This window comes from Nonomuraea sp. CA-143628 (assembly GCF_050942315.1).
Lineage (GTDB): Bacteria > Actinomycetota > Actinomycetes > Streptosporangiales > Streptosporangiaceae > Nonomuraea.
Window position 1 is genome coordinate 1,948,660 of the sequence record NZ_CP192072.1, and the last position, 25,797, is coordinate 1,974,456.

19 protein-coding genes are annotated in these 25,797 nt (G+C 70.6%); 11 read left to right on the top strand and 8 right to left on the bottom strand.

Annotated elements, in window-relative coordinates:
- The first annotated feature begins 141 nt into the window (after positions 1-141).
- The 9 genes from ACQP2T_RS09125 (at position 142) to ACQP2T_RS09165 (ending at position 10,045) form a co-directional block, all read left to right on the top strand.
- The gene (locus ACQP2T_RS09125; protein WP_433515731.1) at positions 142-1,041 is read left to right on the top strand and encodes an alpha/beta fold hydrolase; all 900 of its coding nucleotides are present in this window, start codon (positions 142-144) and stop codon (positions 1,039-1,041) included.
- Between the two features lie 47 nt (positions 1,042-1,088).
- Entirely contained in the window at positions 1,089-2,270 is a 1,182-nt protein-coding gene (moeZ, locus tag ACQP2T_RS09130) for an adenylyltransferase/sulfurtransferase MoeZ (RefSeq protein WP_433515732.1), read from the top strand.
- 78 nt (positions 2,271-2,348) lie between these two features.
- A complete protein-coding gene (locus tag ACQP2T_RS09135; RefSeq protein ID WP_433515733.1) occupies positions 2,349-3,068 on the top strand; it encodes a hypothetical protein in 720 nt (239 codons plus the stop codon).
- On the top strand, positions 3,062-4,297 hold the full coding sequence (locus tag ACQP2T_RS09140) for a S8 family serine peptidase (RefSeq protein WP_433515734.1): 1,236 nt from the start codon (positions 3,062-3,064) through the stop codon (positions 4,295-4,297). Before ACQP2T_RS09135 ends, ACQP2T_RS09140 begins: the two co-directional genes overlap by 7 nt.
- Before the next feature lie 155 nt (positions 4,298-4,452).
- The gene (locus ACQP2T_RS09145) at positions 4,453-5,253 is read left to right on the top strand and encodes a hypothetical protein (protein WP_433515735.1); all 801 of its coding nucleotides are present in this window, start codon (positions 4,453-4,455) and stop codon (positions 5,251-5,253) included.
- The gene (locus ACQP2T_RS09150) at positions 5,247-6,404 is read left to right on the top strand and encodes a S8 family serine peptidase (protein ID WP_433515736.1); all 1,158 of its coding nucleotides are present in this window, start codon (positions 5,247-5,249) and stop codon (positions 6,402-6,404) included. The genes ACQP2T_RS09145 and ACQP2T_RS09150 overlap by 7 nt, the downstream gene beginning before the upstream one ends.
- Positions 6,405-6,426: 22 nt before the next feature.
- Positions 6,427-6,786, top strand: a complete 360-nt coding sequence (locus ACQP2T_RS09155) for a hypothetical protein (RefSeq protein ID WP_433515737.1) — start codon at positions 6,427-6,429, stop codon at positions 6,784-6,786.
- Positions 6,774-7,097: an MGMT family protein gene (locus ACQP2T_RS09160; protein ID WP_433515738.1), complete on the top strand. Its 324-nt coding sequence runs from the start codon at positions 6,774-6,776 to the stop codon at positions 7,095-7,097. Before ACQP2T_RS09155 ends, ACQP2T_RS09160 begins: the two co-directional genes overlap by 13 nt.
- Positions 7,098-7,192: 95 nt before the next feature.
- A complete protein-coding gene (locus ACQP2T_RS09165; RefSeq protein WP_433515739.1) occupies positions 7,193-10,045 on the top strand; it encodes a CDP-glycerol glycerophosphotransferase family protein in 2,853 nt (950 codons plus the stop codon).
- Between the two features lie 246 nt (positions 10,046-10,291).
- On the opposite strand, the gene ACQP2T_RS09170 is transcribed toward ACQP2T_RS09165, so the two are convergent.
- From ACQP2T_RS09170 to ACQP2T_RS09185, 4 genes are all read right to left on the bottom strand, one after another.
- Positions 10,292-10,738, bottom strand: a complete 447-nt coding sequence (locus ACQP2T_RS09170) for an N-acetyltransferase family protein (RefSeq protein ID WP_433515740.1) — start codon at positions 10,736-10,738, stop codon at positions 10,292-10,294.
- A gap of 157 nt (positions 10,739-10,895) precedes the next feature.
- Positions 10,896-11,441: a hypothetical protein gene (locus ACQP2T_RS09175; protein ID WP_433515741.1), complete on the bottom strand. Its 546-nt coding sequence runs from the start codon at positions 11,439-11,441 to the stop codon at positions 10,896-10,898.
- Positions 11,438-12,535 (bottom strand): helix-turn-helix domain-containing protein, encoded by a 1,098-nt coding sequence (locus ACQP2T_RS09180; protein WP_433515742.1) that lies wholly within the window; start codon positions 12,533-12,535, stop codon positions 11,438-11,440. Before ACQP2T_RS09180 ends, ACQP2T_RS09175 begins: the two co-directional genes overlap by 4 nt.
- Positions 12,536-12,666: 131 nt before the next feature.
- Entirely contained in the window at positions 12,667-13,329 is a 663-nt protein-coding gene (locus ACQP2T_RS09185; RefSeq protein ID WP_433515743.1) for a class I SAM-dependent methyltransferase, read from the bottom strand.
- Between the two features lie 276 nt (positions 13,330-13,605).
- Between ACQP2T_RS09185 and ACQP2T_RS09190 the strand changes: the two genes are divergently transcribed.
- Entirely contained in the window at positions 13,606-16,815 is a 3,210-nt protein-coding gene (locus ACQP2T_RS09190) for an ATP-dependent helicase (protein WP_433515744.1), read from the top strand.
- Positions 16,809-20,063 carry an ATP-dependent helicase gene (locus tag ACQP2T_RS09195; RefSeq protein ID WP_433515745.1) on the top strand — a complete coding sequence of 1,085 codons (3,255 nt, stop codon included), beginning with the start codon at positions 16,809-16,811 and terminating at the stop codon, positions 20,061-20,063. The genes ACQP2T_RS09190 and ACQP2T_RS09195 overlap by 7 nt, the downstream gene beginning before the upstream one ends.
- A 216-nt stretch (positions 20,064-20,279) precedes the next feature.
- On the opposite strand, the gene ACQP2T_RS09200 is transcribed toward ACQP2T_RS09195, so the two are convergent.
- Genes ACQP2T_RS09200 through ACQP2T_RS09215 form a run of 4 tightly spaced genes read right to left on the bottom strand, consistent with a single transcriptional unit; the run spans position 20,280 to position 25,662 of the window.
- Entirely contained in the window at positions 20,280-21,389 is a 1,110-nt protein-coding gene (locus ACQP2T_RS09200) for a type III PLP-dependent enzyme (protein WP_433515746.1), read from the bottom strand.
- Positions 21,386-22,999, bottom strand: coding sequence for an IucA/IucC family protein (locus ACQP2T_RS09205; RefSeq protein ID WP_433515747.1), 1,614 nt, complete (start codon positions 22,997-22,999; stop codon positions 21,386-21,388). Before ACQP2T_RS09205 ends, ACQP2T_RS09200 begins: the two co-directional genes overlap by 4 nt.
- Entirely contained in the window at positions 23,000-24,526 is a 1,527-nt protein-coding gene (locus tag ACQP2T_RS09210) for an IucA/IucC family protein (RefSeq protein WP_433515748.1), read from the bottom strand.
- Complete coding sequence (locus ACQP2T_RS09215) at positions 24,523-25,662, bottom strand: ATP-grasp domain-containing protein (protein WP_433515749.1); 1,140 nt, start codon at positions 25,660-25,662, stop codon at positions 24,523-24,525. Before ACQP2T_RS09215 ends, ACQP2T_RS09210 begins: the two co-directional genes overlap by 4 nt.
- Between the last annotated feature and the right edge of the window lie 135 nt (positions 25,663-25,797).

The following is a 25,797-nucleotide window of genomic DNA, read 5'->3' on the forward strand; positions in this document are numbered from 1 at the left end:
GCATCGCAAGTGGGGGCCCCGTCGAGAAATCCGGCTAAACGCCGCGAATCGCGTGCCGATAAATGCCAATAAAGGAGCATTTATCCGAAATGTAGGCTGGAGGACGACGGCGGTTATCGTTGGAGGAGGCGAGGAGGACGCATGACAGCAGCACCGATCCCGCACTGGCCAGGACGGATGTTCGGGTCGGTGCACGTGAGGAAGACCCCCGAAGGCGCCCCCGAGAAGGCGGTCTTCGTGCACGGCCTGGCCGGCGCGGCCACCAATTGGACCGACCTCATGGACGAGCTGAAAGACCTCGTCACCGGCTACGCCATAGACCTGCCCGGCGCGGGATTCTCACCCGAACCAGCGAACGGCGACTACACCATCGCCGCGCACGCCCGCGCGGTGATCGGCCTGCTGGAGGAGACCGGTCCCGCCCACCTGTTCGGCAACTCGATGGGCGGCGCGGTCGCCGTCAGGGTGGCCGCCACCCGCCCCGACCTGGTGCGCTCGCTCGTCCTCATCTCGCCGGCGCTGCCCGACCTGCTGCCCAGGTACGGCCCGATGCGCATCGCCGCCGCGTCACTGCCCCGGCTGGGCGAGTGGGTGGCGGGCAAGCTCCAGCTGATCCCCGCCGAGCAGCGCATCAGGTCCTCCTTCGCCATGGTCTGGGCGGACGTCGCCGCGGTCCATCCGCTACGGCTGCGCGACGCGATCGAGGAGCAGCGCAGGCGCGACGGGCTGCCCCACGCCGCCGCCGCCATGATCGGCTCGGCCCGGGGCATCGTGGCCGAGTACTTCCGCCGCGGCGAGGCGAACCTGTGGCGTCAGGCCGCCCTGATCGAGGCGCCCACCCTGATCATCCACGGCAGGCACGACCGCCTGGTGCGCCCCGCCATGGCCGCCAAGGCGGCCCGTACGTTCCGGCAAGTCAGACTGGTCCTCCTGCCGCGCGCCGGGCACGTGGCGATGATGGAGACGCCCCGCGTGGTCGCCGCGGAGGCCCGCCGTCTGATCGGTGAGACACGCTTGGGGAATGCCCCACTCGCCAACTAGGTTTCACAGGTGGATGGGATAGTCCCCCTCGAACGGGAGCGTAGAAAGTGTCGTTGCCACCGCTGGTCGAGCCGGCCGCAGAGCTGACCGTCGACGAAGTGCGCCGCTACTCACGCCACCTGATCATTCCCGACGTGGGGATGGCCGGGCAGAAGCGGCTGAAGAACGCCAAGGTGCTCTGTGTGGGCGCCGGTGGCCTGGGCTCGCCCGCGCTGATGTATCTGGCGGCGGCGGGCGTGGGCACGCTGGGGGTCATCGACTTCGACGTCGTCGACGAGTCCAACCTGCAGCGCCAGATCATCCACGGCCAGTCCGACGTGGGCCGGCCGAAGGCCGAGAGCGCCGCGGCCACGGTCCGTGAGATCAACCCGCTGGTCAACGTCGTCGTTCACAACACGGCGCTGACCAACGACAACGTGATGGAGATCTTCTCCGGCTACGACCTCATCGTCGACGGCACCGACAACTTCGCCACGCGCTACATGGTGAACGACGCCGCGGTGCTGCTCGGCAAGCCGTACGTCTGGGGCTCGATCTACCGCTTCGACGGCCAGGCGAGCGTGTTCTGGGCCGAGCACGGCCCCTGCTACCGCTGCCTCTACCCCGAGCCCCCGCCTCCCGGCATGGTGCCCTCGTGCGCCGAGGGCGGCGTCCTGGGCGTGCTGTGCGCCTCGATCGGCTCCATCCAGGTCAACGAGGCCATCAAGCTGCTCACCGGCATCGGCGACCCGCTGGTCGGGCGGCTGATGATCTATGACGCCCTGGAGATGAAGTACCGCGACGTCAAGGTCCGCAAGGACCCCGAGTGCGTCCTGTGCGGCAAGAACCCGACGGTCACCGAGCTGCTCGACGACTACGAGGCGTTCTGCGGCGCGATCTCCGACGAGGCCGCCGAGGCCGCGACGGGCTCCACGATCACCGCCCGCGAGCTCAAGACCATGCAGGACAACGGCGACGACATCTTCCTCGTCGACGTCCGCGAGATCAACGAGTACGAGATCGTCTCCATCCCCGGCGCCACGCTGATCCCCAAGGGCGAGTTCCTCAACGGCTCGGCCCTGGAGAAGCTGCCGCAGGACAAGCGCATCGTGCTCCACTGCAAGTCGGGCGCGCGCTCGGCGGAGGCGCTGGCGATCGTCAAGAACGCCGGGTTCTCCGACGCGGTGCACGTCGGCGGCGGGGTGCTCAGCTGGGTCGCGACCGTCGACCCCAGCCTGCCCTCCTACTGATACTCATTTTCTTGAGTCCGTCCACTGGCGTCTGCTTTCTGCGGATGGCGGCCGGTCGCCCGCATTAAGGTCGATGCCGTGGACGACGCTCGCCCCTGGCCCGCTCTCGTGGCGGCCTCCGTGCTGACGATGGTCTGCGCGGTCGCCGCCGGGGTCGCGGCCAGTGCGGCGGGCGCGGAGCTGTCCCGCGGCCCGAGCCCGGCCGAACTCCACTCGGCGGCCAGGCGCGAGGTCGCCGAGCGGTGGCGCACCTGGGCGAGCGGGCGCATCTTCCCCGCCAGCCTGCCCTACTCCGCCGAGCAGGGCGGCCGCGAACGTGCCAGCCGGATCGGCATCTCACCCGCCGTCACCTGCGCCGACTCCGTCGACGCCAAAGCCGCCAAGGCCCTGCGCAAGGCGGGCTGCCTGGGGGTGCTGCGCGCCACCTACATCGACGCTCTGCGGGGCGTGCTCGTCACCGTCGGCGTCGTGGCCCTGCCCGACGAGCCCCAGGCCGTACGCGCCAAGTCCGCCTTCCCCGCCGCCGGCGCCCCCGTGCCCGGCCTGCGGCCCGTGGCCTTCCAGGACACGATCTCCGACCGTTTCACCCCTTCCGTACGTCAGGCCGGCTCGGTACGCCAGGCCGGCCCGTACCTCGTGCTGACCACGGCGGGCCAGGTCGACGGCCGGCCGGCGCGCACGGTCGGTGAGCAGCGGCCGGCCATCTTCGCCTTCGCCGGCGAGATCTCCGAGCGGATCCTGGCCGACCTGAGCACGCCGCGGATGCCCGACTGCGCCTCCCAGGAGTGGCGGTGCTGACCCGCGCGGCCGTGCTCATCACGGCGACGCTCCTCTTCAGCGCCGGGTCCGCGCTGGGGCTCTTCAACGCCGCGCCCGCACTGGCGGACGACGTGCGCGGCGGTCAGGAGCCGGTGATCAGCACGCTGGAGCTGAAGAAGGCGTGGCGGATCAGCAAGGGCGCGGGCGTCACGGTGGCCGTGCTCGACTCGGGCGTCGATCCCGGTCACCGCGACCTGGCCGGCTCCGTGACCGTGGGCAAGGACTTCACCGAGGGCGCCAACCCGCCGGACGTGCCGCCGCGTCGCCTGCACGGCACGTACATGGCCTCGCTGATCGCCGGGCATGGCCACGGACACGGGGGGAGGCTCGGCGTGATCGGCGTGGCTCCGAAGGCGCGGCTGCTGTCGGTCCGGGTGATACTGGAAGACGAGGAGCCGGGGTTCAGGGAGTTCAACACCGCCGTGCGCTTCGAGAACGTGGTGGCCAGAGGCATTCGCTACGCGGTCGATCGGGGGGCGCGCGTGATCAACATGTCGATCTCCAAGGATCTGGCGACCGAGGAGGAGCGGGCGGCCGTGCGTTACGCGATCTCCAAGGGCGTCGTGCTGGTCGCCGCCGCGGGCAATGACGGCGCGGGCAAGCCCGATGAGACGGGATTCGCCCCCTTCTCCTATCCGGCCGCCTTCCCCGGCGTCGTGTCCGTGGGCGCGACGGACCGGCGGCTGCGGCGGGCGACGTTCTCCAACTGGAACTCATCGGTGCTGGTGGCCGCGCCCGGCGTCGACATCATGGGCGCGGGCCCCGACGACGAGTACTGGGTCGGCAGGGGCACCTCGCAGGCCACCGCGCTGGTGTCCGGAGTGGCCGCCCTCATCAAGGCCAAATATCCGGCGATGTCGCCGCCGCTGGTCGCGCGGGCCATGACGGCGAGCGCCACCGACCGGCCACCGGGCGGCTACGACACAGGCACCGGCTTCGGCGTGGTCAACGCCGCCAAGGCGCTCGCCGAGGCGGCCCGGCTCGCCAAGCACACCGAGACGGCCGCGGGGGAGCAGGCGCAGGACCCCGCCCGGCCGCTCGCCGGCGGATCGGCGGGCCGGATCGAGGTCGTCAACAGGGACCAAGCGCGCGTAAAGGTCTATGGGACGATCGCCTTGGCGGCCGCCCTTGGCGCGCTCTCCTCCATGTGGGCGATATTCGCCCTGGTCAGACGCGTGCGTCGCGCTCAGAATGGGCAAGACGCATGATCCGCCCGCCAAGGGGGACGAAATAGACACGAACCGAGCCTGGGAACGAGGCGGTGGTGAAGGCACGTAGGTCCACCTCAGGGTTGCCGCGCGCCGGGGGAGCCACATCGGGACGAAGGAACCCGCTCGGCGCTCCAGCCGGCCGCCGTTCTCGCGTGCGCTCCTGGCCGGCGGCCACCGGCCGCGACAGGCTGGCGAGCAAGGAGCGGGTGGAGCAGGCCGTGCTCCGGCAGGGTGTGCGCTTCCGCCGCCTGTTCGTGACGCTGGTCGGCACCATCGTGGTCGCCTCGGCCGTCCTCGTGCTGCTCGGCACGATCGGGCTGCTCGAGGAGACCCGGTCCCGCCCGCTGACCGCCGCCGAGCAGAACCAGTACAAACAAGAGGAGATCGCCAGGCGCTGGCAGGCGTGGCCCGCCACCGACGTCTTCCCCGAAGAGGTCAAGTACGTCGGGCTCGACAAGGCCCAGCAGTACGCCCGGCGCGTCGGCATCGCCCCCGAGACCGAATGCGGCAAGGGCGTCGACCCGTCCGTGGCGGGCGTCCTCGACGACCACGGATGCGTGACCATGCTCCGCGCCACCTACGTGGATCAGACGGCCATGTTCGTCTTCACGGTCGGCGTGGCCGTACTCAAGGACGAGGACTCCAGGCTCTCGGCGACGGAGCAGCTCACCCAGGACGACCGGGTCGGCGTGCTGCCCGTGGCCTTCCCCGGCACGGTGACCGAGCGGTTCGGGGTCGACCAGCGCCAGCGTACGGGCTGGGTGGGCGCCGGACCGTACATCGTGTTCTCGACGGCGGGCTACACCGACGGCAGGACCCGGGCGGCCATCCCGCCCGAGGAGATCCTGCACAGTGAGCTGTGGCCGGCGGGCAAGTCGATCGGCAACCAGATCGCCTACTTCCTGGCGGACCCGCCGAAGGTTCCGCCCTGCACTCAGGGGAACGTGTGCTGACCGCCCTACGCGCGCTGACCGCCGCCCTGGTCATGCTGCACGCCCCGGCGGCCGCCCCCGTCCGGGAGCAGCAGCAGTGGGTGCTCGACGCGCTCAACGTCGAGCAGGCCTGGACGGTCACCAAGGGCAAGGGCGTCACCGTGGCCGTGGTCGACAGCGGGGTCGACGGCAAGCTCAAGGAGCTGCGCGGTCGCGTGACCGCCGGTCCCGACATGACCGAGGCCACCGTCCAGCGCCAGGCCAAGCCCGGCAGGCACGGCACCGCGATGGCCGCCCTCATCGCCGGGTCCGGGGCCGACGACGGGCTGATCGGCGTGGCGCCGGAGTCGGGCATCCTCTCCCTGGCCCTGCCCGTCGACGAGGATCCCGGCGCCGGCACCATCGACCCCCAGCAGGAGGAGCAGAGCGCGCTGGAGAGCCCGCTGGCCCGTGCCATCCGCTACGCGGCCAACCACGGCGCCAAGGTCATCAGCATGTCGATCGGCTCTTACGGGCCGCTGAAGTCCGAGCGCGAGGCCGTCTCTTACGCGCTCGGCAAGGGCGTCGTGCTGGTCGCCGCCGTAGGCAACGACGGGCAGACCAAGTACGCCAAGGACAACGGCACCTCGTTCTGGAGCTTCCCCGCGGGCTATTCGGGCGTCATCGGCGTGGCGGCCGTCGACAAGCAGGGCAAGGGCGCGACGTTCAGCAGCGACAACCTGTCCGTCCTTGTCTCCGCGCCGGGAGTGGGCGTGCCCGTCGTCAAGCGCAAGGGCGGCTACGAACTGTCGGAGGGCACCAGCTCGGCCAGCGCGCTCGTGGCCGGGGTGGCCGCGCTGGTCAAGTCGCGCTATCCCGCCATGGCTCCCGAGCAGGTCGCGCAGGCCCTGGCCGCGAGCGCGCGCGGACGGCCCGCAGCCGGTTATGACGACAAGTCCGGATTCGGGGTGGTCGACGCCGGTGCCGCGCTCAACGCGGCCGAACGGCTGGCCGGGGAGCAGCGCGAGGTCACCGTGCCCGACGACCGGCACTTCGGCGTCGGCGAGGACTCGCCCGGGCCGTCGCGCCCGGGGCCCGATCCGTGGCGGCTGTGGCTCTACGGAGGGGGCGTGCTGCTGGCGCTGGTGATGTTCTGCGGGGCCATCATCGTGCTCAATCAGCGTAGAGAGTAAAGATCCGCTATGGTCGCGCGTCATGGGATACGAGCTGCGCGTGGTTCGTGAGGCGCCTCTGGCGTTTTCCGAGCTCGCGAAGGCGATCGCGCCGGCCGGTTTCGGGCTGCGCGGGTCGGACGAGATCGTCACCGGACACGCCGGTGACACGCACGTCGTGGGGCACTGGCGCGATCAGGTGATCGGCGAGCCGGGCTCCGACTGGCAAGTGGCGCAGCTCGTCCTGCTGGCGGCCGCCCTCGGCGCCAGGCTCGTCGGCGAAGACGGCGAGAGTTACACGCTGCGCGACGGCATCGTGGAGCTGGTAGCCGGCGGTTCGGTGGTCGAGATCGGCAAGCTCCACGAGATGATCGAGGCGGGGCCCAACGCATGGACTCCATGAACCCGTTCGCCGAACGGGTCCTCGACGTGGTGGAGTCCATCCCGCCGGGCATGGTGATGGCCTACGGCGACATCGCCGAATATCTCGGCGAGGGCGGGCCACGTCAGGTCGGGCAGGTCATGTCGACCTGGGGCGGCGGCGTGCCGTGGTGGCGCGTGGTGCACTCCGACGGCACCGGCGCGGCCCCTGACCACGTACAACGCTGTCTGGAGCACTGGCGCGAGGAGGGCACCCCCCTCCGCGGTGAGCGCGTCGACATGCGCCAGGCACGCTGGGACGGTCGTTCAGCCGATTCTCAGAAACGAGCTTGACCAGCGGATTCGCGCGTTAGGCGAATCCGTTGCACGTTAGTCCCCTTACCATGGCATGAACCAGTGATGGCGGTTCGAAAGGCGGTGCCTTACCGATGGCAACCGGCGTCACAGCCCTGAGTCAGGGCGGCGATCTGATCGCCGATCGCCTGAAGGCTGTCCAGGATCTCTGTGACCGGGGTGAGCCGCTCGACGCGGTCATGAAGGCCGTCGGACCGGGCGGACGCGACTCGGCGTTCGACACCGAGGCGCTCAGCGGACCGCTGGGCGCGCGGATGGACTTGGCCGTCAAGCGCGGGGCTGCGCGCAGGCGTGAGCTCATCACGTTGCTGCGCCCCTACCTGGCGGCCGTGGACGCGGGCGTCAAGCGTGACCTGCCGGTCGCGCGGCGCCTGATCTGCCACCTTATCGAGCATCGCCCGGACGACGAGCTCGTCGACGGCGAAACGCTCACCAAGGTCGTGGCGGCGGCGGCCGAGCCGTCCAAGCGGATCCGCGCGGGTCTGCGCTGGTACGCCGACCTGCCCTTCCGTGACGAGCTCCCCGCCGACCTCTACCGGCTGCGGCGCGCCGACCTGGTGCCCGTGACCCACATCGACGACATCGTGTGGGTCAACGGCAAGTTGCGCGTCACCGGCTTCGCCTACCTGGCGGGCCTGTCGGTGCGTAGCCGCCGGTTCAACTGGGCGACCGTGGTGCTGCGCGGGCCGCGCTGGCTGCCTCCGGTGCGGCTGCGCACGCGCCGGGTGCTGGCTCCCGAGGCCACGCACGGCGCGCGCGAGCCCGGCTGCAACTATGACTGGTCCGGGTTCACCGCCGACCTCAGCCCGTGGTCCCTGCGCTGGCGCGGAGCCGTGCGCGGCCTGGTGCACGCCGTACGCAGGCGGATGCGCCACCGGCCCGCCGTCCACGACACCACGACGTGGCGGGCCGAGATCGTCTTCTACAGCCGCGGCGCGCGGGCGACGGGCCTGCTGCGTGGTGCGTCCCCCGGCCGCACCGAGCGTCCGGCCGGGCTCAAGCTGCGGCCGGGCTGGTGGGCCAGGCCGGTGTGGACCTCCGACCGGGCGTTGCAGGTCGTGCTCCAGCCCAACCGCGCCGAGCTCGCCGGGGTCTCCGTCGAGGGCGACCGCCTGGAGCTGAAGATCTTCCTGGCCGGCCGTACGGTGACCAAGGGCCACGCCCGGCTGGGCGGACACCGCATGGCCGCCGAGTTCACGCCGGTGGCCAACGGCACCGAGGTGCTGATCAGCCAGGCCGTGTCCGCCCTGCTTCAGGAGAAGGACGGCCGGCGGCTCTGGGTCGAGCCGAAGGGCGATCCCGCCGCGTCGGTCATGCTGGCCGACCTGGTGGAGACCAGGATGCCTTCCGGAGACCGCGAGATCACCGTGCTGGGCGACCGGCGCGACCGCGTGCTCGTCTCCGCGCACCGCATCCGCCCGGTGATCACCTCGGCGGTGTGGGAGGGGCTCACGCTGGTGCTGCGTGGCGACTACCCCGACGCGACCGGGCCGCGCGTGCTGACGCTGCGCCACCGGTCGGGGCTGTCCTACCACGTCCCGATGGAGCGTACGGGCGACCAGTTCTCCATACGCCTTGAGCCCGCGTCGATGGACCGTTTCGGCGAGGTGGTGCCGCTGTCGTCCGGCACCTGGAACATGTCGCTCCGGCACCCGTCCGGGGAGATCGTCCCCGTCCGCATGGACCACGCGGCGCTGCCCGGCCTCGACGAGGAGCCGCGCTTGTCCGAGGGGCGGTCCTTCCGGATGCTCTCGACGCGCTTCGACGTGCCGGTGGTGGCCGTGGAAGAGGAGCGGCCGGCCGACGAGAAGGGCGTCGCGGGCACCCACGTGCTGCGGCGGGTCTTCTATCCGGCGCAGCGCACCGAGCCGCTGAACGACGCGACCGTCTACGTGGTCAACGACGGCCGCCTCTACGCCGACAGCGTCCGGGCCATCTACGAGGAGCGGGTGCGGCGGGGTGATGACCGCGAGCACATCTGGATCGTCAAGGACGGCGCGTTCACGCCACCTCCGGGCACGACCTCGGTACGCGCCGGCAGCCGCGAGCACCACGCTGCGCTCGCCCGGTCGCGATTTATCGTGACAAATGCGTTTCTGCCGGTTTGGTTCCGCTCGCGCGAGGACCAGGTCGTCGTGCAGACCTGGAACGGCACGCCGGCCAAGCGCATCGGCAACGACCAGCCGCACATGACCCGCGACCCCCGCCCGCCGATCTGGCACCGGCAGGCGGCCGAGGTACGCGGCTGGGACGTGCTGCTGTCGCAGTCGCCCTGGGCCACGACGGTGCTGCGGCGCGCGTTCGGCTACCAGGGGGAGATCCTGGAGAGCGGACTGCCGCGCAACGACGTGCTCACCTCGCCGGACCGCGACTCGCTGGCAGCCGCCGTGCGGGAGCGGCTGGGCCTGGTCGAGGGCAAGCGCGTGGTGCTGTACGCGCCGACGTGGCGAGACTATGACCGCAAGAACGCGATGGTGAAGCTCGACCTGGCGAAGGCCCGCGAGGCACTGGGCGCGGACCACGAACTCCTGGTCAGAGCCCACCCCATGCAAGCCATGCCCGCCGTCCCCGACATCGCCCACGACGTCACGACTTATCCCGATATGGCGGATTTGCTGCTCGTAACGGACGTGCTGGTCACGGACTACTCCTCGGTCATGTTCGACTTCGCCGCCACCGGCCGCCCGATCGTCTTCTACGGATACGACCTGGCGAAATACTCATCGAAGCGCGGCCTCTACATCGACCTCCCGGAGCAGGCGCCGGGGCCGGTGCTGTCGACGTCGGCGGAGGTGATCGACGCACTACGTTCGATCGACTCGGTGGCCGCGGCCCACGCGGACCGCTACGACGCCTTCCGCGCCACCTTCGCCCCCAGGGACGACGGCAAGGCCACGGCCCGAGTCGTGGACCACCTCTTCTCCTAACTCGCAAAGGGCTTCAAAAGGGACGCTTCGCGCAATGGACTCAGGCGCCCTCCCAGTCGGCGCCAGCGCCGACCCCGTGGGGGTCCTCGCTCCGCTCGGGCGTCCCTTTTGAACGCTTCGCCGCCTCCTTGGCGGAAGGTAGAAGGCGGCGGGTGAACGGGAGAGGGTCCTCTCACTGACTCCGAGGGAGCGGTGGGGTCGGCTGCACCGCTCGACGCAAAGCCTGACCGATCGCCCGATCAATCACTATCGCAGCAGATCGATCTGGTACTTGATGAAGCCCCGGTTCTCGGCCACTTTGTCGTACAGGCGCCGCGCGGTGGTGTTCGACTCGTGGGTGTTCCAGTAGACGCGGCCGCACCCATGGTCCTTGGCCCAGTCGGTCACGGCCGCGATCAACGCGCGCGCCACGCCTTTGCCCCGTACGTCCTCAGCGGTGAACAGGTCCTGCAGGTAACAGACGTCGGTGTCGGGCGCCGATGTGCTGGCGTGGGGCAAGAAATGCGTGATGCCCACAAGCCGTCCGTCCAGCGTCGCCCCAAGGGAGTGTAGGCGCGTGTCCGCCTGGAACTCCTGCCAGGCGCTCTCGTACATCTCGTCCGGTTCGACTCGCTGGTAGAAGTCGATGTAGGCGCGGAACAGACTCTCCCAAGCCGCTCTGTCAGACGGGCGGAGCTTGCGGATGCTGATCACGTCGCCTCCTTCTGAGGACTTCGCACGATCGGTCGGGGCACGCCCAAAGGTAGGGGCAAAGTGGTCTCCAAGGACACGCCCACTCTTCGGCGGAAGCTAAGGACCACTTCAGGAGCCCCGGCAACCCATACCCCGCCCCGGTGGACGCTACGTCGCCTCAGCGCGGATCGAACGCGCGAATATACGCACCGAACGTCGATCCCGAACACGGCAACCGCATGCTGGTCGCGCGCAAGGCATCGATGAGATTCCCGGCCGATACGTCGGTGAGCTTCCCGTCGCGGCGTGCGTTGGCGAGCAGCCAGATGGTGCCGTGCACTTTCAAACCGTGGGTCCGGCCCACCTGCACGGCTTCCCTGTCATCGGTGATCGCGATTCCGCCGGACAGTTCGGCTGCTGAGAACACGCTTGCTTCTCCCCGGTCTCTGTCGGAGGAGCCGATGCGCCTGACCCATCTGGCGAAACACTGGAGTTCCTCGAAGGAGTCAAGTCTCGCGATGCCCAGCCAATCCGCGTCCAGGGCGCTGCGGAGGGCCGGATATATTGTCAGCCCCTGTCGTATCTCTTCGCGCACGACATGAGTCGTGAGACAGGTGGAACCCAGCAGTAGATCCCGCAGCACATCGAAACGTTCGGCGCGGCAGAAATGGCTGAGACAGGTTGCGTCGAACACCAAAGGGGGTTCGGGCTCGTCGCCGTTCATGGCTCCAGGTCCGTGTAATCGCGGGCAGGGAGGTCGGCCGCGGAGATCTGGCCGCGCATCATCTCAACCGCGCGGGATGTCGTAATGAGCCCGTTCTTGAAGGTCTGGAGTACGGCGTGCGCGTAGCGCGGCGGCACGAGAACCGCCTCGAGATCCGGCTGTGGAGCCCATCCGACCGCTTCCATCAGCTCGGCCCGCGTCGGATTGCGTTGACGCAGTGTTTTGGCGGTTTCCCTGTCGATGAGGCCGGCCTCGGTTGCCTGACGAAGGGTCAACGACCACGATGTCCGGTACTTCGCGGCGAACGTGATCAACACATCCCGCTTCGTGGTCGTGTCGGCGGGGAGGCACTCGGTGAGCGCGCCGATGGGCAGCAGTAATTCCGCGGAGAAGGAATCTATGATCGATTCCCTTTCGGCGCGCGAGCTGTGGACGCCGATGTCCGAGGAGTATTCGTCACCGATTATCAGATGCCCGAGCTCGTGGGCCGCTGTCGCGCGGCGGCGCCCCGGATCGCCGTTGCTGCTGACGACCGCCACGGCGATATCGTCTTCAACCAAGGAAGCCCCGTCACCGGGTGTCTCGACGATGGCCACCAGCTGACCGAGTCGCTCGCATACGGTCATCATCGAGTCGATGGGCTCAAGCCCGAGGTTGAGCCGTCCGCGCGCCCACGTGGCCGCAGAACGCGCGCCCAGGGTGTCCTCCACGGCGCCGGGATATCGCTCGATGTGCGGAGCGGTCAATTCTCCGAGTCCTATGAGCTGTTGGACGTCGGACAGCCAAGTGGATAGGGCGATCTCCAACCGGTAGGACTGTCTGGTGGCGTCGGTCACGGTGTCGTCGGCCAACTCGGTGCGACGGGACACGACCGCTGGGGGAGAGCTGAGAAAGTAGTTCAACGGGACCTTGAGGATGGCCGAAAGCTTGGCCAGCTCGAGCGCGTCGATCCGACGGACGCCTGTCTCGATTTTGGCGATCATGGTGCGGTCGAGATTCATGGCCGAAGCGAGCTGCTCCTGAGACATCTCAGCCGCGAGCCGGCATTCGCGGACGCGGTCACCCACGCCGATCCACTCTCCGCCATCCTTCATAGTGCGATAATCGCACGGACGGTCATCGCTTAGCGGGTCGTTCGGAGATCGTAGGGGTAATCGTTATCCCAAGAGTGCCTTGTCCGGCTGCGGGGCGAGGGGTTCTGGCCTCGGGTCGAGATCTGGGAACCCTACTTGTGGAGTTCGACAAGAAGAGACATCGGTGTCTCCTGGATGTTGAACGTCCGGAAGTCCGTGTGGGTGATGATGGCCGCGAACTGCTTCTTGTCGTACGCCCGCCGGGGAAGGACCGAGCGGAGCACGTAGCGGATGACGGCGGCGTTGACCGCGCCGACGCCCATGCGGGCGACGTCCTCGTCGACCGCTTCCTTGGAGACGTCACGGCGCAGGTCGTTGATGTAGACGGAGCCGCCGGGGCGTAGGACGCGGTGCATCTCGCGTAAGGCGCCGACCGGGTCGGAGAAGTTCTTGAAGGCGGCGCAGCAGGCGATGAAGTCGAAGCTCTCGTCGTCGAAGGGCATGGCCGAGGCGTTTCCGTGGCGGAAGTCGACCTGGACGCCCGCCTCGGCGGCCTTCTGGCGGGCGATCTGGACGAAGGAGGCGCTGACGTCGAGGCCGGTGACCCGGTAGCGGCCGGTTCTGGCCAGTCTGATGGAGAGGTGGCCGGGGCCGGGGGCCACCTCCAGGATGTCGCCGCCTGCCGGGGCGTGTTCCAGGACCAGTTGGGCCTGCTCCGCGAACCTCGATGGGTCCTTGCCGGTGTTTCTCGCATACCAGCGGGCGATCGAGCCTTCCATGCCGATGCCCTTGTAGCCCTTGTCGGTTTTGGTCATGACGTGTCGTTCCTCTCTGCCGCAGTGGAGCGTTGTGGTACAGGTCACGATATATCGCATCGTCGCCGAGTCAAGATATGTCGCGAAATTCCACGGCAGGCCGGTGCGGCGTGTCATCGGGTGTGGTGACGTTTCCGCCGATAGCGTTGGCCGATCGCGTGGTAGAGAGGTCAACTCGGCACGATCTACCCCTGTGGTCTGGTGGAATCTAGTGTTGTGAGTGCTCAGACCTGGCGGTTGGTGCGGCGTGGGAGCGGGGGACCTGTTGCGGCCCCTGTGCTCGATGAGCACCAGCGTGCCGTGGTTCAGCACCGGAGTGGGCCGCTGCTCGTGCTCGCCGGTCCCGGCACCGGCAAGACCACGACGATCGTCGAGAGCGTGGTCGACCGGATCGAGCGGCGCGGGGTGGATCCCGAACGCGTCCTCATCCTGACATACAGCCGCAAAGCGGCCGGTGAGCTGCGCGAACGGGTCACCGGACGGTTGCGCCGCACGACCAGGACGCCGTTGGCGCTCACCTTCCACAGCTACGCCTACGCGCTGCTGCGGCGGGAGGCGGTGCTGGCGGGTGAGACGCCGCCGCGGCTGCTCACCGGGCCCGAGCAACTGCTGGAGATCCGGCGGCTGCTGCACGGCGAGCTGGAGGACGGCGCGCGCGATTGGCCGGTCGCGTTGCGCGAGCCGCTCAAGACGCGCGGGTTCGCGGAGGAGCTGCGCGACTTCCTGTCGCGCGCGGGCGAGCGCGGGCTCGGCGGCCCACGGCTGCAGGAGCTCGGCAGGCAGTACGGCAGGCCGGACTGGGTGGCGGCCGGCCGGTTCCTTGAGCGGTACGAAGTGCGCTTCGACCTCGACCCCGAACCCTCGCTCGACTACGCCGAGCTGATCAGAGCGGCGGCGGGCGTGCTCGCCGACCCGGAGGTGCGCCGGAGGGAGCGGGCGGCGCACGACGTGGTCTTCGTGGACGAATACCAGGACACCGATCCGGCGCAGGAGTTCCTGCTGAAGCAGCTGGCCGGTGACGGGCGTGACCTGATCGCGGTGGGCGATCCGGACCAGTCGATCTACGGGTTCCGGGGGGCCGACGTGCGGGGGATCCTGGGGTTCCCGCAGCGGTTCCCGGCCCGTGACGGGCGGGACGCGCCGGTGGTGGCGCTTCGGATGTGCCGCCGCAGCGGGGCCGAACTGCTGGCGGCGTCCAGGCGGGTGGCCGACCGGCTGCCCGCGGCGCCGATGCCGGACGCCATAGCCGCCGGACGTCCCCATGGGCATCGCGAGTTGCTGTCGCTGCCCGAGATGGAGGACGGCGACGTACGCGTGCTGCTGGCCGACAGCACCAGCCAGGAGGCGGCCGTCGTCGCCGACACGCTGCGGCGGGCCCATCTGATCGACGGCGTGCCCTGGCATCGGATGGCGGTGCTCGTCCGGTCGGCGGCCCGTCAGGTGCCGTTGCTGCGACGCGCGCTGGTCAGCGCGGGCGTGCCGACGATGGTGGCCGGCGACGAGGTGCCGATCGCGCAAGAGCCCGGCGTACGCCCGCTGCTGACGATGCTCAGGATCGCCCTCGACGCGGGCGAGCTCGACGAGGGGGTGGCCGAGGAACTGCTGACCGGCCCGCTCGGCGGCACCGACATGATCGGCGTACGGCGGCTGCGGCGGGCGCTGAAGATCGCCGAGAACGAGGCCCTGGCCGCCACGTCCGACAACAACGAGGCGACGGTTGCCGCGCCCGACAACAGCGAGGCGACGGGTGCCGAGTCCGGGAGCGAGTCCGCGAAAGAGGTCACGCAAGCGCATACCTCTGGAGAGTTGCTGGTCGCGGCCGTCAAGGACGCGCGGGAGCTGATCCGGATCGAGCCCCACGTGGCACTCCCCGCCGAACGCGTCGCCAAGCTGCTCTCCGCCGCCCGTCAGGCCGTGCGCGACCACGCCGGCGCGGAGGAGGTCCTGTGGGCCGTCTGGCACGAGAGCGGCCTGGCCGAGAGGTGGACCGAGCTCAGCCTGTCGGGCGGCGCCAGAGGGGCGCAGGCCGACCGGGATCTCGACGCCGTGGTCGCCCTGTTCGACCACGCCGCCAGGTTCGTGGACAGGATGCCCAAGGCGGGCCCCGAGGTGTTCCTGGACGATCTGGCCGCGCAGGAGATCCCGGGTGACACGCTGGCCGAGCGGGCGCCCGACGGTGACGCCGTACGAGTGCTGACCGCCCACCGGTCCAAGGGGCTGGAGTGGGACGTGGTGGTGGTCGCGGGTGTGCAGGAGGGCGTCTGGCCCGATCTGCGGCTGCGCGGCACGCTGCTGGGCGTGGAGGATCTCGTCGAGCTGGTCGAGGGCGGCAAGCCCAACGCGGCGTCGCTGGCCTCCAAGCTGCTGGCCGAGGAGCGGCGGCTGTTCTACGTGGCCGCCACCCGCGCCCGGCGCAGGCTGGTCGTCACGGCCGTCGGCGGGGAGGACACCGACGAGCGGCCGTCGAGGTTCCTCAGCGAGCTCATGCCGGGCGCCGTCGAGGCCGCCACGGTGGACGACCGGGCGCGGTGGCTGAACATGTCCGCGCTCGTGGCGGACCTCCGCAGCGCAGTGACCGATCCCACTAAATCGGGAAAAATCCGGCACAAGGCCGCCACCCAGCTCGCCCGCCTGGCCGCGGCCGGAGTCCAGGGCGCACACCCCAACGACTGGTACGCCCTCACCACCATGACCGACGACCGCCCCCTGAGCTGGCCCGACGACATTGTCAGGATCTCGCCCTCGGCGGTCGAGAGCTTCACCAAGTGCGGCCTGAGATGGCTGCTGGAGACGGCCGTCGGCGCCGCCGGCACCAGCTCGGCCCAGGGCCTCGGCACCGTCATCCACGCGCTGGCCGTGCTCGCGGCCACCGACCTGCCCAGCGAGGACCTGCTCGGCAAGCGCCTGGACGAGATCTGGAACGAGCTGGACTTCGGCGGCGTCTGGTTCAACCGCAAGCAGCGCCAGGTGGCCGAGCAGATGATCACCAAGTTCTGGCGCTGGCACCAGGAGAACCCGCGCGAGCTCGTCGCCCTCGAAGAGGCGTTCACCGCCACGGTCTCCGACGGCGTACAGATCAAGGGCCGCGTGGACCGCGTCGAACGCGACTCGGAGAACCGCGCGGTGATCATCGACCTCAAGACCGGCAGCGCGAAGCCCAAGGCGGGCGAGCTCGACCGCCACCCGCAACTCGGCGTCTACCAGCTGGCCGCGCTCCTCGGCGCGTTCGCCCGGCACGGCATGACCGAGCCGGGCGGCGCCGCGCTGGTCCAGGTCGGCAAGGCGGCGGGCAAGAACGACGCGCTGGAGCAGACACAGGGCGCGCTGGCCGACGACAAGAACCCCGGCTGGGCCAAGGACCTGGTCGACACCGTGGCGATCGGCATGTCGGGCCCGTTCTTCCAGGCCAAGGTGAACGACGGCTGCCGCACCTGCGCGGCCAGGTCCAGCTGCCCCGTCAACGACAACGGGGGACAGGTGTGCTGAACCCCGTCGAGCTGGCCGAGAAGCTCGGCATCCTGCCCCCCACCTCCGAACAGTCCCGCGTCATCGAGGCCCCGCTCGAACCCATGGTCGTCATGGCCGGAGCGGGCTCGGGCAAGAGCGAGACCATGGCCGGGCGCGTGGTCTGGCTGGTGGCCAACGGCCTGGTCAAGCCCGAGAACGTGCTCGGCCTGACCTTCACCCGCAAGGCCGCCGCCGAGCTGGCCACCCGCGTCCGCGAACGGCTCAACGGCCTGGCCGAGGCCGGCCTGGTCGAGCCGGGGCTGCTCGACAACGAGCCGACCGTCTCCACCTACCACGCCTACGCCGCCCGCCTGGTCACCGACCACGCCCTGCGCGAGGCCCTCGAACCCACCATGCGCCTGGTCACGCCCGCCGTCTCATGGCAGCTGGCGTCCCGGGTGGTGGCGATGTACGACGGGCCGATGGACAAGATCGAGCTCGGCCCGCCGTCCGTCACGGCCGCCGTCCTGGAGCTGGCCGGCGAGCTGTCCGAGCACCTGCGCACCGCCTCCGACGTGCGGCGGATCGGCGACTGGCTCGATGAGAGGTACGCCGCCCTGACCGGCCGGACGACCGTGGCCCAGCGCAAGCCGATCAACGTCCAGGCCGCGCGGAAACAGCTCCTGCCCCTGGTCGAGGCGTACGAGCGGCTCAAGCGCGGCCGGGAGGTCATCGACTACGGCGACCAGATGTCGCTGGCCGCCAGGATCGCCGCCGGCCACCGGGAGGTGGGCGAGATCGAGCGATCCCGCTTCTCCGTGGTGCTTCTCGACGAATACCAGGACACCAGCCACGCCCAGCTCGTACTGCTCCGATCCCTGTACGGCAACGGCCACCCGGTCACCGCGGTGGGCGATCCCTGCCAGTCCATCTATGGCTGGCGCGGCGCCTCGGCGGGCAACCTGCGGCGCTTCGCCCAGGACTTCAGGACGAGCACCGGCGACCCGGCCCCGGTACGCCAGCTCAGCGTCAGCTTCCGCAACGGCGACCGGGTCCTCGACGTCGCCGCCCGCGTGCAGCTGCCGCTCCGCATGGAGGCCCGTGAGGTGCCGGTCCTCGTCCCCGGCGCCAACCGCGTCGACCGGGGGCGCGTCACCTGCGCCTTCCACGAGACCGCCGAGGACGAGGCGAAGTGGATCGCCGACGGCATCCACAAGATCCTCGGCCAGGAGGTCGCACCCGACGGCCTGCCCTGGGGCGAGAAGGAACGCAAGAAGACGCTCGCCGTACAACCCCAGGACGTGGCGATTCTCGCGCGCAAGCGGTCGCAGTTCCCCGCACTGCGCAGAGCGCTCGAAGAGCGCGACATCCCGGTCGAAGTGGTCGGTCTCGGCGGGCTGCTGACCGTGCCCGAGGTCAACGACATCGTCGCCACGCTCAGAGTCCTGTACGACCCGACCGCCGGTGACGCCTTGGCCCGGCTGCTGGCCGGACCGCGCTGGCGGGTCGGCCCCGCCGACATGCGGGTGCTGGGCGAGTACGCCAGGGAGCTGACCCGCGAAGCCCGCGAGACGCGCCATGAGCAGGACCCGCTGGACCAGGTGGTCGCCGACCTGGCGGAGGAGCGCGGCAGCCTGATCGACGCGCTCGACGAGCTGCCCGACAGGGAGGCGTGGCTGGAGGCGTTCTCGCCGCTGGCCAGAACCCGGCTCGTCGCGCTGGCGCAGGAGCTGCGGCAGCTCAGGGCGCACACCGCCCAGCCGCTCCCCGATCTGATCACGGAGGTGGAGCGGCGGCTGGGCCTCGACATCGAGGTGGCGGCCCGGGGCGGCACGGTCAGCGCCTTCGCCGCCAGGGCCGACCTCGACGCCTTCCAGGACGCGGCCGCCAGGTTCGCCGGGGACGCGGAGGATCCGACGCTCGGCGCGTTCCTGGCCTATCTGCAGGCGGCCGAGACCGAGGAGTTCGGGCTGGAGGCCGGGCGGGTCGGCGAGAGCAACAGCGTCAAGCTGATGACCGTACACGCCTCCAAGGGCCTGGAGTGGCCGATCGTGGTCGTGCCCGGACTGTCACAGCTGGTCAGCTCGAAGGGCACGATCGCGACCGGCAGCATGTTCCCCGCGACGCCGGTCATGAACAGCCGTTGGACCGACAACCCACGCAAACTCCCCTATCCGCTCCGCGGCGACGTCGCCGACCTGCCGCGTCTGACGGGGCTCACCAAGGAGGAGCTGGCCGCGTTCGACGAGGGCTGCCGTGACCGCGACCTGATGGAGGAACGGCGGCTGGCGTACGTGGCCGTCACCCGGGCCCACTACCACCTGATCGCCTCCGGCTACCGCTGGGGGAGCGCCTCCAAACCGCTGGAGCCGTCGGACTTCCTGCTGGAGATCCGCGACACCAGCGACCGGGTCGCGTTCTGGGCGCCGGAACTCGCGGCCGGTACGACCAACCCGCTGCTGGCCGAGCCCGCCGAGGCCGTGTGGCCGGTCACGCCGGAGGGCCTGCGCTACGAGTCGGTGCTGGACGGGGCGCGGCTGGTCGAGGACGCGCTGACGGGCAGCCTCGCCCCCGCCGAGGACGAGCCGCTGCGCGCCTTCGAGGAGGAACGCGTCCGCGCCTGGGAGCGTGACACCGACCTGCTGCTGCGCGAGCGCGAGCTGCACCGGCGGCGCGGCTCCACCACCGTCGAGCTGCCCTCGAAGCTGACCGTGTCGTCGCTGGTCACGCTGGCGGAGGACGCCCGCGAGCTGGCCCGCAGGATCCGCCGTCCCGTCCCGGTCAAGCCCGCGCCGCTGGCCCGTCGCGGCACGTCGTTCCACAAGTGGCTGGAGACGCGCTGGGACCAGCAGCGTCTGCTCGACGACTTCGACCTGGACCTGGTGGACGAGCCGGAAGAGGCCGACGTACGGCTGGCAGAGCTGCAGGAACGCTTCGAGGAGAGCGAATGGGCCGGCCGCCGGCCGCTCGACCTGGAGGTGCCGTTCGAGACCATGATCGCCGACCGGTTGGTGCGCGGCCGGATGGACGCCGTCTTCGAGCTGCCCGACGGCCGTTACGAGGTCGTCGACTGGAAGACCGGCGCGCCGCCACGCGGCAAGGCCGCCCGCGCCGCCTCGGTGCAGCTGGCCGCCTACCGGCTGGCCTGGTCGCACCTGGCGGCGGTGCCGCTGGAGCGGGTGGGGGCGGCTTTTCACTATGTCCGGATGAACCAGACCGTCCGCCCAGTGAACCTGCTTGATGCCGACGGCCTGGTCGCGCTCATAGAGGCCGTGCCCATCTCCTAGGGCCCGGCATCTCCCGCTCCCACGGAGAGGGTGTCCCGCCCATGGGACCTCAGCCACGACAGGCCGTCTTCTTCCGCCTTCCCCGGAGGGGGTCCCTTCCTAAGGACCCCGGCCACGACGGGCCGTCATCTTCCGCTCCCCCGAAGGGGGTACTCCTCCATAAGGACACCAGCCACCACAGACCGGCACAGGGGCCGAGACCGTCGTGTGACGGGCCTAGTCCCGCAGGTAGTGGAAGCCCGGCTTGGGGTGCATCAGGAAGTCGTGGTGGGAGATGTTCCAGGCATACGCCCCGGCCATCTCGAACACCACTGTGTCCCCCACTCGCAGCGAAGTCCCGATTTTTCGAGCGAAAACGTCTTTCGGGGTGCACAGCTGCCCGACCACCGTCACCGACTCATCCGCCAGAGCAGGACCGGAGCCGGTGGGCAGCACCGTGAACGGCTGGTCGTGCCCCTTGGTGACAGGAGTACGCAGGTGGTGCGTGCCGCCCAGCACGATCGCGTACGCCTCCCCGCGTACCCGCTTCACGTCCACGACCTTGGTGACGTAGTAGCCGCAGTACGCGGTAAGCGCCCGCCCCGGCTCGATCCGCACCCGCTGCCCGGCCCGGCGCAGCGCCGCCAGCCCGGCGCCGTAGGCCGCCCAGTCGAACCGGGACTCCGGCGCGGCGTAGGAGACCGCCATGCCGCCACCCAGGTTGACCTCGTCGTACTCGGTGTCCAACAGCGTCTCGGCCAGCCGAAGGAGCTCCGGGGCGTCCAGGCCGCTGGCCAGGTGGGTGTGCAGGCCGCGCAGTCGTACGCGGTCGGTGAAGAGCGGCAGGCACTCGCGTACACCCGCCTCGTCCATGCCGAACGGCCCGCTCATCGTCAGCGCCGCGCCCTCGACCGGCAGGTCCGGGTTGAGCCGGAGCAGGACGTCGGCCTCCCGGCCGGTGGCGAGCAGGCGGCGCAGCTCGTTGGGCGACTCGACGTGCAGGCGGTGGCAGGGCAGGCGCAGCTCGGCGTCGGTCTTGCCGGGGCCACCGAGGGCCAGCGGCTTGCCGGTCGTGCCAGGCGCGCCGGGGGAGTCGGGTTCGCCGGGGAAGAGGGCTGACACGTGGGCGTGTTCGCCGCCGGACGACACCTCGAAGCCGTCCACGTGCTCGGCCAGCGTCTTGAGCAGCTCGGTGTCGGGATTGGCCTTGACGGCGTAGTACAGCTCGACGCCGGGCAGCGCCTGCCGTACCGCCGAGGCGTGGTCGCGCAGCGCGGGCAGGTCGTAGAGGTAGGCGGGCGCGTCATCTAGCCGCAGGGCGGCTTCGCGGACTCTCGTCGTGATCATGCGAGCGGGTTCGCGATCGGGACGTATCCGGCGGTCCGGTCGGCGGCCCTGGACCAGCGGACCGTCAGGTTCGCCTTGGCCGGGAGCGGCGCGCCGGCCAGCAGATCGGACAGCGGGAGCGGCCGGCCGAGCGCCCCGGCGTGGCGGGCGAGCACGTCCCGGGCGATCCGCCACAGCTCGCGCAGCAACTCGTCGTCATCTCCCACCAGCGTGGCGGCGATCTCGGTGAGATGGTTGACCAGCAGGCAGTAGACGACGCGGGCCCAGCCGCGCTCGGCGTCGTAGCTCAGGGCCTCGGCCACCTTCGCGGATACGCCGTCGAGCGAGTGACGGCCGGCGACCAGCTTGGTCCCCTCCAGGTCGCGGAAGACCGCCTCGACGGGCAGCCCTGAGGGGTCCAGGCCGACGAGGACGTTCTGCAGGTGCGGTTCGAGGATCACCCCATGCGTGAAGTACAGCTCCAGCACCGGCGGCGCCACCACCGAGACATAGGCCGTCCACCACGCGAGCGGATCGCCCGCCGGCGCTTCGAGCGCGAGTGCCCCGGAAAGGACCGGAGTGACCCCAGGGGAGCACACGGACCACGGGCTGGCCCGGACGATCACGCCGAGCCCTTCGAGCAGGCGAGTGCCGAGCGCGGCGGAGCGGTAGCCCGGCTCGGGCAGCCAGCGGGTGCCCGGATGCGCGGCCGAGACCGCCTCGAACACCGGCGTCAGGCGGGAGGTCAGCTCCACCGCTCCGGCCAGCTCGTACCAGGCGTTCTTGCGTACGCAGTTGGTGATCCGGACATCGAGACTGAACTTCAGGCACGACTCCGCCGCGGGCGCGTAGACGGTCCGCACCGACGAGGTCGGTACGGCCACCGGGCCGGGGCCCAGGTCGATCAGCTCGGCGCCGTACGCGGGGCGCAGCAGGTCCAGCTGCCACGGGTGGGCGGGCAGCAGCCGGTACCCGGACGGCGCCTCGCCCAGCAGGTCGAGGGCCGAGGCGTCGCCCTCCTCGGCGAGCACGTCCGCGCGGACGCCGAGCAGCCGTACGGGAAACTCGGCGTGCGCCTCGGGCGCGAACCGCAGCCAGTCGGCGCCACCTCGCGACTTGGGGCTCGGGTGGAACCGGTGCCCGTAGACCAGCGCCTGCTCGGAGGCCAGCCACGGATCGGCGGGCGCCACGGCCACGGCCCTGGCCGCCAGGATCGCGGCGACCGCGTCGCGGCTCGCGGCCACCTGCCCGGCGAACTCACCGTTGGCGGCCGACCCATTGGACGCCAGCCCGTTAAGTGCCGGTCCGTCGAAATCCGGCGCCGCCTGCCCGGTCAGGTCGGCCTCCGCCAGCCGTACCAGCTCGTCGGTCGTCAGAGGCCGCCAGGCACCACGGTCCAGGCGCTCAGGCCGGCCGTCGAAGCGCAACGCCGCTCCGCCGTACGTACGGACCCGCAGCAGCGTGCCCCCGACCCTCAGCAGCAGGTACGGCGGCGCGGGCCAGACCAGGCCGCGCGGCCCGGCCACCTCCCGCACACAGCACCGCAGCAGGGCGCCCAGCGTCGCCTCCTCCGCCAGCGCGGCCGGTGATGAGGCCGGTGAGGTCGGCGAGTCGAGGACCAGACCGTGCATTCAAGCTCTCCTCAGATAGTTGGGCCCGCTGGTGCCGTAGAACTTGTTGATGTCCCGCGCCCCGGAGCGTTCCTTGGCCACGAGAGTCCCCGCGGTGATCATCGACTTGCCGGTGAGCCTGGCCGCCTCGAGCGTCCTGGCGCGCAGCAGCCGGGCCATGGGGTCGTCGCCGTACTCGTCGAGCGCCTCGGTCAGCGTGTCGCGCAGCAGGGCGGCGGCCCGGTCGGGCGGCAGGGCCCCGAACACGACGGCCGCCGCCGCCAGGTGCAGCGTGATGGTCACGAACACGTCGGCCAGAGCGTGCGGGTCGTCCGTGAGCATCCGTTCGTCGGCGAACGCGGGCACCTCGACACCCGCCGCGGCGAGCCTCGAAGGGGACGCCAGCAGCCCGTCGTTGTCCTTGACCAGCAGTTTCATCCGCCCGTCCTGGAACACCAGCGACAGGTTCTGCTGATGGGCCTCCAGGGCGACGCCGTAGCGTACGAACAGCCGTACGTTCCAGCGCAGCAGGAGGCGCAGATAGCCGGGCAGCACGTCGCCCACCTCCTGGAGCACGCCGGGGGCGTTGAACGCGGCGACCGGCACCACCCGCCCCTCCGGCAGCCTCCGAACCATCCAGGCGAGATACTCGTGCCCGGCGTGCGCGTAGGTCTGTTCGTCGGCGACCAGCACGTCGGGGTCGGCCAGGCGCCGCAGCAGCAGCTCGGCCATGGCGCCGTCGCGCAGGGTGCCGGGCTTGATCGACCGCCGGTTGCGCGCTCCGAGGGTGCTGGTGGGCAGGGGCAGCTTGAGGTGCGTGCGCTCGTCGAGCTCCACGGTCCGCATCGACAGCGTGGGCCGCACGGTCAGCCACGGCTCGCCGAGCAGCCGCACCCCGTCGATCTTCCGTACCTCGTCGACGGTGAGCGGATGAACGGGAAACAGCAGATCGTCGGCCCGCACCTCGTGGGTCGCGTGCGGATGGGCCGGAAACGGCGTCGGCACGGTGGTGGAGCCCGGCGTCAGCAGGCGGCGCGGCACGGCCGCCCAACGCAGCTCGAACGACGGCGCGAACTCGGGCGCGTACGCGGGCAGCGCGGCGGCGGGCACGCCCAGCCGGGCCCGGGAGGTCGGATAGACCGGATGGTCGACGAACGCCGCCAGCGACTCGTAGGACGGCCGCCGGGCGAGCACTTCGGCCCTGTGTACGTCGTGCAGCTCCAGCGCCGCCAGTGCCTGCGCGCACTCCTCGGCGAACGCCGCCACCCCCGGCGCGTCGGCCGGATCGGCCACCTCGGCCAGCGTGCCGAGCACCTCCGCCAGCCCCAGCCGCTCGTCGGGACCGACCACGAAGTCCTGGAACAGCAGCCCGGGCACCAGCCGTACCCGGCGCCCGCCGGCCAGCTCCAGCTCCACGCCGTCACGGCTCCTGGCCACCCGCGCCGACAGCCCGCCGTAGTCCTCCCGCAGCAGCGCGTCCAGCACCCGCCCGGCCAAATACGCCTCGCGCGAGGTCATCCCACGGTCCGCAGTGTCGCGCGAGCTCATCCCACGATCCACGGCTTGGCAGCCCGGAAGTCATCGATGGCCGCGTCCACCCGCGCCCGGTCCGGACCGACGGCCCGGAGGACGCCGAGATAGTCGCGGTTCGTATGGGTCTGTTCGACGACATCACCGACGGCCCGAAGCGGCCGGTGCCACAGTCGTACCCCTTGGGAGACCAGCTCCTCCGCCCCCGGCGCCGCCGTGATCGTCCCCGACCGATCGGCGACCAGGCTGACCGCGCTGCCGTAACGGGACGTATCCGGGACGGCAGGCACGGCCTCACCCAGGTGCACCCGCAGGATCCACTCGAACACCGGCACCCCGAGCACGTCGGCCAGCAGGAAGTCACAGTGGTCGCCGATCACCCGATAGTTCACCTCGACGATGCGCGGCCCGGCCGGGGTGACGATGTATTCGGTGTGGCAGGCGCCGAACCCCACCCCGAGCGCCGCCAACGCGCCCAGAACGTGCTCTCGCACTCCATCGGGCGGCGTCCAGTCCAGCCGCTCCTCGATGAAGTGCGGCAACGGCCCGAGTGTCGTCCGGAACCCGCCGAGCACCCGTACCCCCTCGGCGTCCCCAAGGGTCTCCAGGGTGCGCAGCGGCCCCTCCAGGTATTCCTCCACGACCAGCGCCTCGCCGGGCCGCCGCTTCCTGACCTTCGCCACCGCTCCGGCCAGGTCCCGCTCGACCAGCAGCACGTCCTCGCTCGCGACCCCCTCGCGCGGCTTGACGACCAGCGGGTACGGCAGGTCGCCGGGCACGGGGTCGCCGGGCGCCAGCCGTACGGACGAGACCCGCTCGACCCCCGCCTCGGCGAGCCGGCGGCGCATCAGGAACTTGTTCTTGGCCGCCAGGCAGGCCCGCCAGTCCTTGCCGGGCAGCCCGAAATAGGCCGCCGCCAGCGCGGTCTCCGCCTGTAGGTGGTCGGAGTTGGAGAAGATCGCGTCCGGCCGGCCGAGCTGCTCGATCGCGTCGATCACCGCCCGCGGATCCCGTACGTCGCACTCGACGGCACCGGGATGCCGCTCCGGCTGGTCGGTGAGAATCGTCACACGACAGCCCAGGGCCTCGGCGGCGGGCAGGAACCCATCGGTCACCGAATCGGTGGGTTTGAGCGCGGTCAGGTAGAGCCGCAACGCGAGATACCCCCGGAGAATCAGGTAAGCCTAACCTAACTCGCTGATCCTAGCCGTTGGGAGATCATCCCGGATACAAGACCCCACATTCGGTGGCGGTCATAGGATGACATGGGATTTGGGAAGGGTGGGGCC

Coding starts and splice junctions, on each gene's coding strand:
- ACQP2T_RS09210 (WP_433515748.1), bottom strand. CDS start 24,526: ATGAGCTCGCGCGACACTGCGGACCGTGGGATGACCTCGCGCGAGGCG.
- ACQP2T_RS09180 (WP_433515742.1), bottom strand. CDS start 12,535: ATGAAGGATGGCGGAGAGTGGATCGGCGTGGGTGACCGCGTCCGCGAA.
- ACQP2T_RS09185 (WP_433515743.1), bottom strand. CDS start 13,329: ATGACCAAAACCGACAAGGGCTACAAGGGCATCGGCATGGAAGGCTCG.
- ACQP2T_RS09165 (WP_433515739.1), top strand. CDS start 7,193: ATGGCAACCGGCGTCACAGCCCTGAGTCAGGGCGGCGATCTGATCGCC.
- ACQP2T_RS09175 (WP_433515741.1), bottom strand. CDS start 11,441: ATGAACGGCGACGAGCCCGAACCCCCTTTGGTGTTCGACGCAACCTGT.
- ACQP2T_RS09155 (WP_433515737.1), top strand. CDS start 6,427: ATGGGATACGAGCTGCGCGTGGTTCGTGAGGCGCCTCTGGCGTTTTCC.
- ACQP2T_RS09205 (WP_433515747.1), bottom strand. CDS start 22,999: ATGCACGGTCTGGTCCTCGACTCGCCGACCTCACCGGCCTCATCACCG.
- ACQP2T_RS09160 (WP_433515738.1), top strand. CDS start 6,774: ATGGACTCCATGAACCCGTTCGCCGAACGGGTCCTCGACGTGGTGGAG.
- ACQP2T_RS09200 (WP_433515746.1), bottom strand. CDS start 21,389: ATGATCACGACGAGAGTCCGCGAAGCCGCCCTGCGGCTAGATGACGCG.
- ACQP2T_RS09125 (WP_433515731.1), top strand. CDS start 142: ATGACAGCAGCACCGATCCCGCACTGGCCAGGACGGATGTTCGGGTCG.